Origin of the sequence: Planococcus sp. APC 3906 (assembly GCF_030407685.1) — a bacterium.
In the GTDB taxonomy this organism is placed as follows: domain Bacteria; phylum Bacillota; class Bacilli; order Bacillales_A; family Planococcaceae; genus Planococcus; species Planococcus koreensis.
Genome location: NZ_JASDCW010000009.1, coordinates 46518 through 61516, shown reverse-complemented (window position 1 = coordinate 61516; position 14999 = coordinate 46518). Strand labels below are relative to the sequence as shown.

At 48.3% G+C, this 14999-nt stretch carries 13 protein-coding genes; 5 read left to right on the top strand and 8 right to left on the bottom strand.

The genetic code is table 11. The features are described 5' to 3' along the window. Positions 1–140: 140 nt before the first annotated feature. Genes QMA09_RS07355 through QMA09_RS07335 form a run of 5 tightly spaced genes read right to left on the bottom strand, consistent with a single transcriptional unit; the run spans position 141 to position 3911 of the window. Complete coding sequence (locus QMA09_RS07355; protein ID WP_290212604.1) at positions 141–1223, bottom strand: sensor histidine kinase; 1083 nt, start codon at positions 1221–1223, stop codon at positions 141–143. Further along, a complete protein-coding gene (locus QMA09_RS07350) occupies positions 1216–1899 on the bottom strand; it encodes a response regulator transcription factor (protein ID WP_290212603.1) in 684 nt (227 codons plus the stop codon). The genes QMA09_RS07355 and QMA09_RS07350 overlap by 8 nt, the downstream gene beginning before the upstream one ends. Before the next feature lie 31 nt (positions 1900–1930). Further along, positions 1931–2491, bottom strand: coding sequence for a peroxiredoxin family protein (locus QMA09_RS07345; RefSeq protein ID WP_290212602.1), 561 nt, complete (start codon positions 2489–2491; stop codon positions 1931–1933). Positions 2492–2509: 18 nt separating this feature from the next. Then, the gene (locus tag QMA09_RS07340) at positions 2510–3268 is read right to left on the bottom strand and encodes a cytochrome c biogenesis CcdA family protein (protein ID WP_290212601.1); all 759 of its coding nucleotides are present in this window, start codon (positions 3266–3268) and stop codon (positions 2510–2512) included. Then, positions 3255–3911 carry a hypothetical protein gene (locus tag QMA09_RS07335; protein WP_290212600.1) on the bottom strand — a complete coding sequence of 219 codons (657 nt, stop codon included), beginning with the start codon at positions 3909–3911 and terminating at the stop codon, positions 3255–3257. Before QMA09_RS07335 ends, QMA09_RS07340 begins: the two co-directional genes overlap by 14 nt. A 168-nt stretch (positions 3912–4079) precedes the next feature. Between QMA09_RS07335 and QMA09_RS07330 the strand changes: the two genes are divergently transcribed. After that, on the top strand, positions 4080–5507 hold the full coding sequence (locus QMA09_RS07330; RefSeq protein WP_290212599.1) for a bifunctional metallophosphatase/5'-nucleotidase: 1428 nt from the start codon (positions 4080–4082) through the stop codon (positions 5505–5507). A gap of 75 nt (positions 5508–5582) precedes the next feature. Here the strand turns inward: QMA09_RS07330 and QMA09_RS07325 are convergent, their stop codons facing one another. Continuing rightward, positions 5583–6536, bottom strand: coding sequence for a class F sortase (locus QMA09_RS07325; protein ID WP_290212598.1), 954 nt, complete (start codon positions 6534–6536; stop codon positions 5583–5585). A 54-nt stretch (positions 6537–6590) separates the two neighbouring features. Further along, a complete protein-coding gene (locus tag QMA09_RS07320; RefSeq protein WP_290212597.1) occupies positions 6591–7922 on the bottom strand; it encodes a hypothetical protein in 1332 nt (443 codons plus the stop codon). A 300-nt stretch (positions 7923–8222) separates the two neighbouring features. On the opposite strand from QMA09_RS07320, the gene QMA09_RS07315 reads away from it, so the two are divergent. The 4 genes from QMA09_RS07315 (at position 8223) to QMA09_RS07300 (ending at position 13090) form a co-directional block, all read left to right on the top strand. Beyond that, positions 8223–8789 carry an RNA polymerase sigma factor gene (locus QMA09_RS07315; protein WP_290212596.1) on the top strand — a complete coding sequence of 189 codons (567 nt, stop codon included), beginning with the start codon at positions 8223–8225 and terminating at the stop codon, positions 8787–8789. After that, positions 8782–9558, top strand: coding sequence for an anti-sigma factor (locus tag QMA09_RS07310; RefSeq protein WP_290212595.1), 777 nt, complete (start codon positions 8782–8784; stop codon positions 9556–9558). Before QMA09_RS07315 ends, QMA09_RS07310 begins: the two co-directional genes overlap by 8 nt. A 346-nt stretch (positions 9559–9904) precedes the next feature. Next, positions 9905–11809 carry a SpoIIE family protein phosphatase gene (locus QMA09_RS07305; RefSeq protein ID WP_290212594.1) on the top strand — a complete coding sequence of 635 codons (1905 nt, stop codon included), beginning with the start codon at positions 9905–9907 and terminating at the stop codon, positions 11807–11809. Between the two features lie 12 nt (positions 11810–11821). Then, on the top strand, positions 11822–13090 hold the full coding sequence (locus QMA09_RS07300) for a sensor histidine kinase (protein ID WP_290212593.1): 1269 nt from the start codon (positions 11822–11824) through the stop codon (positions 13088–13090). 476 nt (positions 13091–13566) lie between these two features. On the opposite strand, the gene QMA09_RS07295 is transcribed toward QMA09_RS07300, so the two are convergent. Then, positions 13567–14850, bottom strand: a complete 1284-nt coding sequence (locus QMA09_RS07295; protein ID WP_135503917.1) for an ATP-grasp domain-containing protein — start codon at positions 14848–14850, stop codon at positions 13567–13569. Positions 14851–14999: the final 149 nt, after the last annotated feature.

Here is a 14999-nt window from a genome sequence, read left to right as displayed (position 1 = left end):
ATACCTTCTGAAAACAAATGTCAAAGTTGCAGGCTAGGGAAGAGGGGGAACGAAAGGATTTTAAATAAAAAACTGCAGGATTGCCGGTTTCCCGGAATCCTGCAGTTTTTCTATTGAGCTTGTGCTTCGGCTTTTCGGATTCATTCATATTCAAGGGGGATTTTAAACCAAAATACGTAAAACCCATTTTTAAAATTTAAGCCGATTGTGCCTTTATGGAGTTCGACAATTTCCTTCGAAATGGCAAGTCCCAGTCCGCTTCCGCCAGTGTCCCGATTTCGCGAAGGGTCGGTGCGGTAAAAGCGTTCAAATATTTTTTCTGCATCGGCTTCAGGAATTTCCTGGCCTTTGCTGATGATAGACACACGATAATCGGTTCCGGAAATTTTTCCTTCTATCTGTATGGGGGCAGCGCCTTCGTAATAACGGATGGCATTATCGATTATATTGCCCAAAACCTGTTGGATTCCGCCATTAAAGACGCCGACAATTCCAGGCACAGCATCGATTTGGACGTGGATGTTCTTTTCCTGAAGCCGCCAATGGAACATTTCAACCGTTTGCCGAATCAATTGGCTCATTTCTTCCTGCTTTGTTTCTGCCAATGATTCCGCGGCGGCAATATCCCATTCTTTTAATTGTTCCAGCTGTTCCACCATCGTTGTCAGCCGTTGCGCTTCCCCGTGGAGCGATTGGAATAAAGCCGTATCGCCTTTAATGACGCCATTGCTGAGGGCTTTCATATAGCCGTTTAAATTCGATAGGGGCGTCCGGAATTCATGGGACAAATCCGAAACGATCTTCTGCCTGGATTGTTCCTTGAGTTTCAATTGTTGTACGAGTTCATTGAAATGGCCGATCAATTCACCAATTTCGCCCTCGGACCGGGTCTCGATGGTTTTGGGGTATCGGCCGTCTTTCATGACTTTCGTGGATTCGATGAGCTCTTTTAAAGGCCCCATCAATTTTTTTGTTAAATAAAAATGAATCAAGCTGCCGATAACAATGGTTACGGCACTGAACATCCATATAAATTGCAAAAGGGCAGCATTAAACTGGTTTTGGCGCTGAACATCCGATTCGATTCCGCTGACCAATGAACACGCAGCGTTATAAATGATAAAACTGCTCAGGATAATCACCGCTGTAAAAGCAATCGTGTTTAAAAAGGTCAATCGCCAAAGAATCTGTTTTGGCCACAATGACTTAAGGAAATTAATCATGGACGAATTTATACCCCATTCCCCTGACGGTCAAAATACGTTTGGGAGAAGCCGCTTCATCCTCGATTTTTTCCCTCAGATTTTTGATATGGGCGTCTATGGTGCGGTCCATGACCATCTTGTCGTTATACGGATACAATTGATAAATCAAATCTTCCCGGCTCAGCACGATATTCGGATTGTCCATAAAGTGGAACAATAGATTGAACTCGTTTTTCGTCAGCGATAATTTTTTGCCGAACAATTGGACTTCGCCTTTTCTTGGCTGAATGGAAAGGCCATTATGGGTGATTTTTTGGCAGAATTGCCCCGTTCTTCGCAACACTGCCTCAACGTGGGCGACCAGTTCCTCCGGTTCAAAAGGTTTCGTCATATAATCATCGGCACCCATTTTCAATCCATCGATCTTATCCTGTGTCTTCGCTTTCGCTGACAGCATGATGATGGATACTTCGTTGCGCTTCTGGCTTCTGAACCAGCTGCATAATTCTTCACCGCTGATTTTCGGCAGCATGCGGTCGAGAATGACTAAACACGGCTGAAATGTCCGAAAAGATTCTTTCGCGTCTTCGCCATTTGCTGCTGCGATCACTTCGTAGCCGGCTTTTTCTAAATAAATGGAAACAAGTTCGCGGATCATCTGATCATCTTCGACGACCAATATAGTAGGCTTCAACTTTTACACCTCTTGCCTGATAGATTAAAAACTAGTTCATCTTTTCCACTTCCTGCGCCATGAATTCTTTGTTCATAGCACCTGGAGCCACAAATGCGATGCGTCCCGTTGTATCGATCATATAAGAAGCGGGGACGGCTTTCACTTTATATTTATTGGCAGTTTCTGAATTCGTATCCAATAAGATGGGGAAACTTAGCCCGAAATCTTCTACAAAAGTGGCAATGTTTTCTTGACTTTGTTCGGACGCGGTTAAATTGACAGCCAAAATCTCTACGGGTACATCCTGTTCCTCGTAAAGCTGTTGCATATCCGGCATTTCCGCTCTGCACGGCGGGCACCAAGTCGCCCAAAAATTAATGAACACCCGCTGGCCTCTGTAATCGGATAGGCGAACCGTTTGTCCGTCCATCGTCATCAATTCGAAATCAGGCGCAAGATCACCTACTGCAAGGCCCGTCGTTTCGGATTGAGCGGTCTCCGATTTGGCAATTTCTGTTTCTTCAGCCGCTTCCTTGCCAGGGAGCAGCAAATCATAAATCGTCCATCCGACCATTGCCGTTATGATAACACCTAGAATCATTTTTTTCATTTTATTAAACCTCCAAATTTATCCTAATTTCGCCAGCCATGTATCTTTGATTAAATCCAATAGTGTTGCGGTGATGACGGGCATTTGCCCGAAGAACAGTACAAGGCCCATGATGATCATAGTGGCACCGCCTATTTTCATGATGAGCTGGCTTTTGCGGACAATCCATTTGGTCGAGCCTAAAAAGAACGTCAGCAGCACGAACGGCAATGCAAAACCGAGCACATACATCAATGTATAGAACATTCCTTGTCCAGGGTTGCTGGCGGACAGGATAAGGATCGAGCCAAAAACCGGTCCGATGCATGGCGTCCATCCGGCTGCAAACCCGAGTCCGATAAAAAAGGTGCCGATAAAGCCCGATGGCCGTTTAGTGAACTGGAATCGCTGCTCTCTCATCAAAAGGTTGATGTTGATCCAGCCGCCGATAAAAAGGCCCATGATCAAGATGAAGACGCCGGCAATGCGCTGGATGAATAAACCGGAATCGCCGATCAGCAGATTTTGGATCCATTGGCCAAAAAAAGATGCGCCGGCGCCCAGACTGATAAATACCAGCGACACACCTGCCAGAAAAACCAGCGAATGGCTGAGCAGCCTTTTTTGAATTTTCATGTTCCGGTCTCCCTGCAGCTCTTTCACACTGATGCCTGTGATATAGGATAGGTAGGCTGGGAATATCGGCAAAACACAAGGGGATAAAAAGGAGATGGCTCCGGCGCCGAACGCCAGGAACATCCCTAAGATCAGCATTGTATCGGTATCAATAGAGCTCATTTATGGCCCTCCTTCTGCTGTTAAGTAAAATTAATAAATGTCCTGCTGTAAAAACAATGATGATAAACCACGGTTCCATCCGATAACCGAATGCGGAAGAATAGGACTGGATGGCTGAAATCAGGAACATCCCAGCGGCCCAGACACTCAAAAGAACACGGCCGGCAGCAATGGGAGAGATTCTGTCATTGAGTCCCAGGAACAAAGCCAGCAGGACTGCATACAAGATCATATCCCCAAAAGCGTAGCCATCATTAAACCAAGTTAATTGGGCGAATTCGTGGAAAAATGCCGCGGGCAATAAGATATACAAAAAGGTTTGGAAAAGCTGCCAACCCTTGATCCGGCCGTTTCTTATGCCGTAAAACAGCAGAGCTGCACTGAAGAGAATGGCCAGGTAGAAAGCCCGGGAATCACTTGGGTAGGCCAGCACTGCCAGCGGATCGCTTAAAAGCAAAGGCACGTTCAAAAGAATTTTCGACAGCCAGATGAACAGGACAAAATTGATGATCTGGGAAAATGCTTTTTCAGCCCGCTCGTTTTTCTGTTTTTTCGCCAAGTCGCTTATTATGTAAAAAACGGCAAGCCCTAACCCAATGCTCAGTACATGCAGCAACATCGGGAAGATTGCGATTGTGGGCATGGTTTCTCCCCTCATTTCTGTGTCATTCCCCATCAACTCTACGTGTTGAATATGAAGATTTCATGAATATCTTCAAGGTTTTTGGCGTAAGCTAAAACATTCGTGAGAAAACCACTTTTCCATTACAGTAAAAGGAGTTTCAAACTATTTGGGAAAAGAGGGACGCGCATGCAGTTTACGTTGATTCAGCAAAACGATACCCATGGATGCCTGGAAATGCATAACGAACTTTTTTGGAATGCGGATGGGCCGATATTGAAAAAGGCCGGCGGATTTTCGCGGATCAGCCAGTACGTCAAAAATCTTAAAAAGGACAAAGAAAATGTGCTGTTTTTCGATGGCGGGGATTTATTCCACGGGACATTGCCGCTAGTGGCAAGTGAAGGCGAGGCGATTCTGCCGATTCTCGCGAAAATGAATCTCGATGGCTTCGTGCCGGGGAACTGGGATTACGCCTACGGCAAGAAACAGCTTCGGCATTTGACGGAAAGCCTGCCTTTTCCGGCGCTTTCCTGCAATGTGGCCGATGACGATACGCAAGAAGGGTTTTTAAAACCGTACGTAATCAAGGAATTGAATGGCATCAAAATCGGGGTTATCGGATTGACGTATCCGTATGTCGACATCACGATGCCTCCTGATTTTTCAACAGGATTGAGTTTTACAAAAGGGGTGGAAGAAGTCCGCCAGTCTGTCGAAGCACTCAAAGGGCAGGTCGATGCCATCGTGCTGTTAAGCCATATGGGCCTTCCCTTGGATGTTAAATTGGTGTCCTTGGTGGACGGCATAGACATTGTGCTTTCCGGTCATAGCCATGACCGCATCACAACACCCATCATTGAAAACGGTGCTTATATTGTGCAGGCAGGATCCAGCAGTTCATTTTTAGGGCGCCTCGATGTAGAAGTTGAAAATGGGGAGATCAGCAATGTCCATTATGAACTGATCGAGATGGATGAAACGTTCGAGGAAGACGAGGAGATCAAGGGGCTGGTTGACGAAGTCTTAGCCCGTTATAGAAAAGAAAGAAGCGCTGTAATTGGAGAAACCGAAACGGTGCTTCACCGTATGACGCTCGAAGAAGCGCCGATGGATAAACTGATAACCGATGCCTATTTGGCCGCTTTTGGCAGCAGCGCTGCTTTTTCCCATGGTTGGCGCTACGGCTACCCCATTGCCGCCGGACCGCTGACACTTTACGATTTGCATACAATTATTCCAACGAATCCCGAACTGTTTACCTTGGATCTCACGGGCCAAGAATTGCTGGATGCGCTGGAGCATAATTTGGAGCAAGTTTACTCGTCTGATCCATTCGAACAAAAAGGCGGCTATGTTCTCCGTTCCAGCGGCTTGAAAATGACATTCAAGCCGTATAATCCGAAAGGCCACCGCATCCAAAGCCTTCAAATTGCAGGCGAAGGCTTTCAGCCGGATAAAATCTATCGGGTTGCCGGCGGGGGAAGCCAGTCGTTCAAAAAGCACGAGGCCAAAAAAAACTATCAAGGTGTTCACGCAATCGATGTCATCCAAAAATTCCTTCAAGAAAAAGGGCCTTATAAATTGAAGGATGGCGCAGATGTCGTCAGTGTGTAGCAGCGGTTGATGAAAGCCTTTTAACCGCAAAAAACTGCAGGATCACCGGTTTCCCGGGATCCTGCAGTTTCTTTATTATTGCTGTGCTTCTGTTTTCTCGGACTCGTTCAAGTCCACATCAACCGCTGTAACAAAATAGCGCTTGTTGGGATCCTGCTCAATCTCGATATTCTTGCGGTCGAACAATGATACGGTCGCAATTTTTTTGCTTTCGCCTGTTTCGATGTCTTCCTCGTAGACGCGGTAGCCGATAATGGCGTCATCGCGCACTGCGTGCCAAGAAAGGCTGAACGAAGTCGCTTCGACGTTTGTCGGTGCTTCAGGCGCTTTCTGAATGACAGCCGAATCGGAAACGAGTTCAGCGGAAACGACAAGGCGCTCTTCGTGCGAGCCGATCGACCGGTTAAAGTCGCCGGTACATGTGATCAAGTTGATCATGCGCTTGTCTGAAGGGCCGAATATTTCTTCAATCGGCGCTTCGTCGGTTTCGTAGCTGACTTTTTCTTTGATTTCGAAAACCATTTTACGGCCATCTTTGTCTGTCACGGTCACTTGTTCACCGATTTTCACATTCTGTAATTCGTAGAAGACGGCAGGGCCGGTCAAGCTATCGACGTGTCCGGCAAGAACGGAATGGCCTTTGGCACCGGTCTTGTAGCCGGGCTCGAACCATCCGACCTGATCGACGTCTTCAGGAACGCCCATCTCGCCGTTTTCCAGGATGCCGGTTGGTTCGATCGCTGTGTCGACGCCGATGGACGGAATTTCAATTCGTGCAGGTTCCATGCCGCGGATGCTTTCCTGGCGCTCACGCTGCAAGGCTTCCAGCTTCTCGCGTTGGGCAGGAAGGATGGGAAACTCTGCGATTTTATCCGTCTTTTCTGCCGATACGGTTTTGGTCTCCGCCGCAAGCTCGGACGGAGGTTCAGCTTCAGTGACGGGCTTTGAGTTATCTTCGTACGGTTTCATGATAAAGAACAGGATCGCAGAGAGAAGCAATGCGATGCCCATTGGAGCATAGGTCTTCATAGTCCATCCTCCCTTTCCATAGGAATAGAGGGAACGCGTGGCTCCCTCAAGAGTTTATTGCTGTTTCGTTCTTTGACGATACGTGATAGTTCCAGCAGCAACGAGCAGCAACATACTTGAAGCGACCCACAGCATCATTGAGTTGGATTCGGTTGCTGTGCCGCCAAAGCCTGTTTTCGGCATTTTTTCGGGTGCTGTGTTCTGGAATTCTTCAGGGAATTGGTCGACAATTGCACCGCTCAATCCTTTGCCGATATCAAACATGATCGCATAGCCTTCACGGTATGTGTTGTATGAAGCTTCATAATCACCAGCTACGTATTGCTCAAATGTGCCAATGACCGATTCTTCGTGAGCTGCTACACCGGCGATTGTTTCATCAAGCGGCATGCGGTCTTCGGTTGCTGTACTAAGGAACGTACCCAAGTCAGTGGCAAATGTGCCAGTCAACGCTTCTTTTGCTTCGTCAATGCCTGCTTGGTCTTGTGATGCTGCCGCACCTGACAATGCACCTTGTGCGGAAATGTGTTCGTTGTTCCAGATTTGTGCAAATTGGGTGGCAGCTTCTTCACCGTAAAGGGAAGCGATGGCTGCACGGAATTCTTCGGTGTTCTGGTCTTGGGCCCAATCCGCGAAATCGAAATCTGCGGAACCGTTAAAGCCTTTTGTCAGGCTCAATTGTGCCAAAGCGAAATGTTCAGCTGCAATGCGGTTGACGGTTGAACGGAAGTCGCCTGCCGCTGTGTTCGGGTCGGAGAATTGATCAGGGAACTGCGTGGAGATCGCCCCGCTGATGGCACTGCCTGCGCCAAAAATCTGTTTGAAGCCTTCAAGGTACGTTGTGTAAGACTCCACGTAATCCCCGGCTACATAAAGGTCGAATGTGTTTTGGACGAAATCTTCATGCTGGCGAAGTGCGTCTACTGCGCCTTCTTCAGGCAAATTGCCTTCAGTTGCTGTGGCCAGGAACGCACCCATGTCGTCAACGAACGATTGGATCTGCTCTAATGCTTCCTCTTCCATCGCTTCGTCGCCATCTTTGATCGCTTGGGCGTATTCAGTGGTGCCCATGTTGTGCTCCGCGAAAATTTCTTCGAAAGCCGCGCCGCCTTCTTCACCGTAGACAGAAGCAATCACCGGCTCCATGTCAGCGGCATTTTCAGCTAATGCAGCGGCTGCTGCTTCTGCGCCTTTGTCGCCGTCATAGGTTTTCATCATGGAATCGACTGCCAGCGCATAATGCTCGGACAATAACGAATCCAATGTTGCCCGCAGTTCAACGCCTGTCGTATCCGTTTTCGGCATTTCATCTGCGAATGCCGTTCCCATTCCTGGGATCAATAATGCTGCACCAAGGACCGGTGCCAATACTTTTCTCCATTTCATAAAAACACTCCTCTTGTTTTATTGCCATGCCGACCTAACGCAAGTGATAGAAGAATAGATCACTTTTTCGGCTGGAAAATAAAAAAAGATTAGAAAACGTGAAAGATGTGAATCTATATATAAGGAAGCAATATTTTCTAGGGGAAAAAGTGATCTAAACCGCGTGTTTTCACGTTTGGTTTATAGAATTCGAACAAAAACTTCTTCTCCCCAAATTGCAGTTTTTTGAGTTAGGCAATGCATCTGCAGCAAGCATTGTAGTATGCTTAAAGGACGAAATATGAAAAAAGGGGTACATGGATGGAGAATAGCTCAGACTTTATGCTTTACCGGCTGATTCAGGACAAGGACAAAGACGCACTCGAACAATTGTATGATCGCTACGAAAAAATCCTTTTCTCATTTTTGCTGAAGATGACGGAAGATCGTGCACTGGCGGAAGAAGCCATGCAGGAAGTCTTCATCAAAATTTGGCGGGGTACTGGGGAATACGATGAAAGCAAAGGCAAGTTCACTTCTTGGCTGTTTACAATGTCGCGGAATTCTGCGATTGATTTGATACGAAAACGCAAAAAACCGACAGTGCCGCTCGATGAAATCAGCGATATGGCGGACGGAGACTCTTCGGTGGAACAAAAGGCCGAATGGCAGGAACAAAAAGACCAGATTCAAACCGCAGTAGAGCGCTTGTCTGCGGAACAGCAGAAAATGATCCAGCTCTTTTACTTTAAGGGGCATACCCATGAGGCAATTGCGGAAATCTGCGATTTGCCGCTGGGTACAGTGAAAAGCAGGATCCGGCTGGCGCTCGGCAAATTGAAAAAATCATTGCACGGTGTGCAGGAAGGGGGAGCCATTGATGACTAAGATGAATTGTGACCACGTCATCGATTATTTGAACGGTACATTGACAGAAGAAGAAATGCGCGAATTCCAATTGCATTTGAACAGCTGCGAAGACTGCCGCGAACTTGTCGAAGCAGTAGGCGAACTCCCTTACCTGACTGAAGCGGCAGAACCGCCGGCAGGCATGAAAGCCCGCATCCTGGCAAATGTCTTTGACGAAAGCCATCAACAGGAACCGGTCAAAGAGGAAACCATCAAAGCTCAAGAACCATCCATAGAAGCTGCACAGCCGGCATCGAAGCCGGCACCGAAAGTAGTGCCAATGGTGAAGCCGCCGAAAGAACGGATTTGGTGGCGTCCAATGATCGCCGCGGTGCTGCTAGTATCATTGCTCGGCAACGCCTATGCGTTAATGCAATTGTCGGACGATGACGGCGACGGCGGCGCGCAAACAGAAGCGGCGTTCCAGTCGATTGACTTGCAAGCAAGCGAAAGCTTCGGCGGCACTGCAAAAGCAGCGCTTGTCCGCGAAGGCGATTCGCTCGAAGTAGTTGTCCAAGGCGAAGGGCTGCAGGCGTTGTCTGGCAGTGAAGTCTACCAGATTTGGCTGTTGAAAGACGGGCAGCCGATACCGGCAGGTGCATTCGAAGCGGATGCAGGAGGCCAAGGCGCAGCGTTTTACCAACTTGAACAGAATACAGAAGAATGGGATACAATCGCGATCACGCTTGAACCAGAAGCGGGCAACGAATTGCCGGAAGGTGAAATCGTGCTCAGCGCTGGTCTATAGGCAGATGAAGAGCAAGGAAGTTCTCGGTCTTACAACGAGCCTTCCTTGTTTTTTTGTGGGCAAAAAGAGTTTTGTTGCTAATGCCGGTTAAATTCCGAGCAAGTCATGTTAACTGCCGGCTAACACCTGTTAATTTTCAAGCAGTACCTGTTAAATCGGATGTAACGCCTGTTAAAAAAATTTTAACGCCGGTTAACGGAAAAGCTGATGCTGCTGCGTGATTTTGCTTGATATGATATCGAGAGATCTCTTAGCTGAGTCTTGTCCGCTTCACTAGCTCAATTTATATAGAAACTGCACAAAATTTATGCGCTACTATCCCTTTACAGATTCGAGAGTGATTTTTATGACTGCCGCTAACCGTTTAATACAAATATCCATCGCCGTGAGCATCCTGTTCTACTTGACGATTTTTATCGATGAGCGAGTGGGTTTTTCGGATTTCAGCGATCCGGCGTTCCTGATGACGCATGTCGTTCTGGAAATGACGAGCATCTTTATCGCTATCTCCATTGCCGTCCAAGGCTGGCTGTTCACCCGCATCGGAGACAATTACAAGCAGCTGATTTTCTCAAGCTTGTTTTTTGCGGTCGGTATTTTTGATATCCTGCACATTCTGACAGTCGCAGGTATGCCGGGCTCGTTGATGGTGGAGCCGTCGGTAACCGGCTGGTTCTGGTCGGTGGCCCGGATCACGGAGACCATTTTGTTCATCATCCTCATGGTGGAGCTGGATTCGCCGCTTAAACTCCGGGGATTGAAGTCGATGGCTGCGGTGCTGTCGATCTTTTACGTAACGTCAATCTCCATTTTCATCCTGCTGCTGCAAAGTGAGCTGCCGATGCTGGTTGTGGACCGCAGGCCGACTTTGCTGTTCAACGCAGGGATGGCGCTGTCGACAATTGTCCATCTCGGTATTCTGCTGTATTTGCTGTCGCTCGAGAAGAAAGGGAAGACAAATTCCATCGAAGTCGGCTTTATTGCGCCGGCTTCCATCTTCCTGCTGTTTTCGACTTTGGTTTATTCGTTCACCGCCATCACCGATTGGAGCGCGACGGTTTCGCATGTCTTCAAAGTGGCGGGCTACGGATTTTTATTCGTGCTGATTTTTGTGCGCTACGGGCAGCGGCCGTTCAAGGAAGTTGAGGAAATTTCCAATACGTACGAGCGGTTCCTGAATTCCGTTGGCGAAGGCATTTACGGCATTGATTTTCAAGGCAAGGTCACTTTCGTCAACGATTCGGCGGTGGAAATGCTCGGTTTCCGCCGCGATGAACTCGTCGGCAGGTCCAGCCACCCAATCATCCACCATACGAAGACGGACGGCAGCCCTTATTTTATGGAGGAATGCCCGATTTGCCTAGCCGTCGAAACGAACGATTATTCGTTCGTGACCGATGAGGTGTTCTGGCGCAAAGACGGCACGAATTTTCCGGTGGAATACTTTACACAGCCGCTTGTCAGCGAAGGGGCAGCCGGGACAATGGTGACGTTCAAGGACGTGACGGAAAGCGAGAAGCTGAAGCGCCTTGAAATCCAGCATCAAAACATTCAATACGAAGTGGCGCTCGCGGTCACCGTGCAGGAAGCGCTGCTGAAGTCGACGAACACTGTGCCGATGGCTTTCGATACCGGCGTTGTCAGCATCCCGTTCAAAGAGTTGAACGGCGATTTCTACACGCTTGTACCTGACGAAGAAGGGGTCTTCGTATCGATCGCCGACGTCAGCGGCAAAGGCATTCCGGCGGCCATCCAGATGACGATGATGAAATTCGCGATGGACCAGAAAGAATCGCCGCAGACCGTATTGGCGCGGATCAATAAATTCTCGGCGCATTATATGGAACAGGCCAGTTTCATCACGATGTTCTGCAGCTATATCGACTTGGCGTCCAAGACGCTGCATTACGCTTCCGGCGGACACGAACCGGTACTTGTCTACCAGCCGGCGGAAAAGCGTTTCCGCGAATTAAATCCGACGGGGCCGGTGCTTGGCATTTCTGAAGGCTTGAAATTCAAATCGGATTCGATTCAGCTGGCGGCAGGGGATTTAGTCGTCCTCTTTACGGACGGGTTGGTGGAACGGAAAAAGCACACGGAAGATACGAATAGGCTATTGCGTGAAGCCGTCCTCCGAGCGGATCTGTCACTCGATGCCGCGACTTTGGCGCAGGAGATTTTCGCACAAGTCAACGCTTTGGAACCGCATGCAATCGAAGATGATCAAACCTTGATCATCTTGAAAATATAAGGGGGAACATGAATGGCTTTTGCAATCGAAGATATTCTGCTGAATTTTTTCCTGATCTTGACGCCGCTGTACTTTTTCCAGTTCATCTTGTCGAATTACTCAGAACTTCATGCCAAGTTCTATTTGGGTAGCATCCTGGGGCTTTCGGCAATTTTGTGCATGACTTTTCCAATCGTCTCGGGGGATGGCTTTGTCTGGGATCTGCGGTGGATTGCCCTCTTGGTGTCGCTGCTTTACGGCGGGCTGCTGAGCGGCGGCATCACCGCGACGATGATCGTCGTTTACCGTTTCGCAATCGGCGGCATGCTGGGTTCGCTCAACGTTTTGCTGGTGGCCGTCTTCATCTTGCTGCTGTTCTTCTTTTTGCGGCGCCATTTCATCCAGCAGCCTTTTCCGAATAAACTCAAAAGAGGAATCGGTTTCAGCGTTTTGACGTGGCTCATCGTGGTCAGTGCCATCACTGTACATTTTTATATGACTGGCGCAGCGGAGTGGTTGTGGCATAATAGCTTGCCGATTTTCGGGACGATGCTGCTTTTGTATGTATTGTCGACAGGCCTGTATGTCTACTTCTCGGAATCGATCCGGTTTTATTCGACATTGAAAGACCAGGCGCTGAAAACAGAAAAGCTGAATTATGTGACCGAAATCAATGATTTGCTGTCGCTGGAACTTGCGCAGGGGCTCGAGAAATCCGTTAAGCAGCTGGAACCGCTTGTCAGTTCGGACGACCCGGGCGTCAGGGGCCATTCCCGGGCGGCGGTGCTGGAAATCAGCAAACTGAAAGCCGCTGTCGCGGAGCATTTCACGAGCGCGGAAACAGAGGGTCAGCCAACCATCATTTCCTTGGAGGAAATGATGGAAGATGTGTTGCTCACCTTAAATCCTTATATTGAACAAAAAGGCATTGAAACGGCTTTTGACATCGATCCGCAGCTCATTCTGAAAAAAGACATGCTGCGCGTCAAACAGATTTTGCTGAACGTCACGAAAAATGCAATTGACGCCACGTCGCGCGGCGGCAAGGTCCAGATCGCCACGTTGATGAAAAGGCATCATCTCTTCATCTACATTGAAGATACCGGCATCGGCATCGCGCCTGAACAGCTGGCTTCCTTACTGGATTTCAACAGCGATGCCAAAAACACCATCATCGGCCGGGGTTTGAAAGTCACCCAGCAGCTGATTCGGGAAATGGACGGCGCCATCTCGTTTTCCAGCCAGATCGGCAAAGGTACGACGGTGAGTTTGAAGTTGCCTTCTCAGATTATCGGGCAATAAAAAGCAGGAAGAACATGTAGCTATCCATGGGCTTGAGAAGAAGGTTTCGCTGTTAACGTGAACTGCTCGGACTTTAACCTGCATTAGCGAAAAAGGGTGTTCTAGAGAGCATCTCTTCACGATCAAGTTCAAAAGCACAAATGGAAAAGCCGTTCGCCCCGGCGAACGGCTCCTTCACATGCACTTGCGCATTTCGCTACGGCGAAATGCATCCATCTATGGTTTTAGATAGAAGGTTCTCTCGATAACATGAACTGAATCTGCGTTAACATGATCTAGTGGGACGTTAACATGAAGTACGAGAAAATCAACATGACCTAGCGAGAAGTTAACATGAACTGTTCCGATTTTAACCGGCACTAAAAAAAAAGCGCCGCTCCACGACCCAAGCCCGAAAATGCCATATCCGCCGCGGCAGAATGTCTGCACCCATAAGAAAACCGGAGTCCCTTGGTAGGGGCTCCGGTTTTTTGCGTTTATTCGTAGACAGGTAAAGCCTTTGGCTGGTAGCGCACCAATATCATGTCGCGTTTTTCGGTGGAAGTGATTGTTAATGTGTCGTAGATGGCATCGATTGTTTCGTGCAGTTCGTCGAGCGAATCCGCAGTGATATTGAAGCGGCCGAACATCGGCGAATAAGAGCCGGTGTGCTCGACAACATCGCCTGCATGCCTGCAGCCTACGAACGACAATACTTGCGGCATCGCCAGCACTTTCTCCAAGCCGCTCACTTTAGCGATGATGCCGTTGTCCAGCAAGATTGGCAAATTGCAGGACGGCCGTGGAATATAGCTGTCATCAAATGACGAGATGTCGTATTTGTCGATCGGTTCGCCAAGCGCATGATCAAGCATCATTTCAAGCAAATTGATGCCGGTCTGCTGTTCCACAATTGTGTAATGCTGCGAGCCGCTGATGCGGAAGCCCATTTCATAGATGAAGAATTCCCCTTCTTCGTAGAGTGCCTGAATCATCAGAACGCCGTTTTGAATGCCCATGCCTTTCAGCATGTCACGGATTTGCGGATCCACTTTTTCGAGATACAGTTCTTTGTGCATCGACGGGAAAGCCACAGCAATAGGCAGCGGCGGTAATTCCTTGAATTGCTGATGAACGTGGCGGTCCGTTACGGCGGATAGAAACACATCGCCGTTTTGTACAGTGTAATACATCATGGTTCCGTAAGGAGTGTCGATAAAGCGTTCGATGATGACGTTGCCGGATTTGGAATAGTCCAGCGCTTTTTCATAGCCGGATTTGAGCTCTTCTGGGGTATAGCAAATGGTGATGCCTTGGCTGGCGTAGCTGTCGACCGGCTTGATGATGACGGGGAAGGTAAGCTTGGCAATGTCTTCGTCCTGGAGCTTTGCATCAATTACATATTCTTCGGAAACCGGCACGCCAAACTTTCGGCAATGTTCTTTGAACTGATCCTTATTCGAACAAATTTCCAGCTGTTCTTCGGTCGCGTAATAAGGGAGTCCCAGTTTCTCGCATAAAGCCAGGGCATTCCAAGTATTCAAGTCATCAAAGCCATTGAAGACACCGTCGATTTGTTCATGCCTCGCCATTTCTGCGAGCCGGTCAATTTCAGAGGTGCTGATATCATAAGATTTATCGGCCACTTTTTTGGCAGGCGATCCCGGCGCTTTGTCAGTGACGATTGTGTAATAGCCCATCCTTTTCGCTGTTTCCACCACATTGACCATGTGCGCGATGCCGCTGAGAATCAGAATTTTTTTTTGCTTTGTGCTTTTCACTTAAATACCTCCTTATGATGTGGTGAAATTCTATAGTGTTCGACTGGTGGATAAATGCCCATAGTTAACTTCGGAAAGGAGTTCAAATTGCCTGTCCGTGAAATCAAAAATATGTCATTAAGCATGCGTGTTATTGATTCGTAGTTACT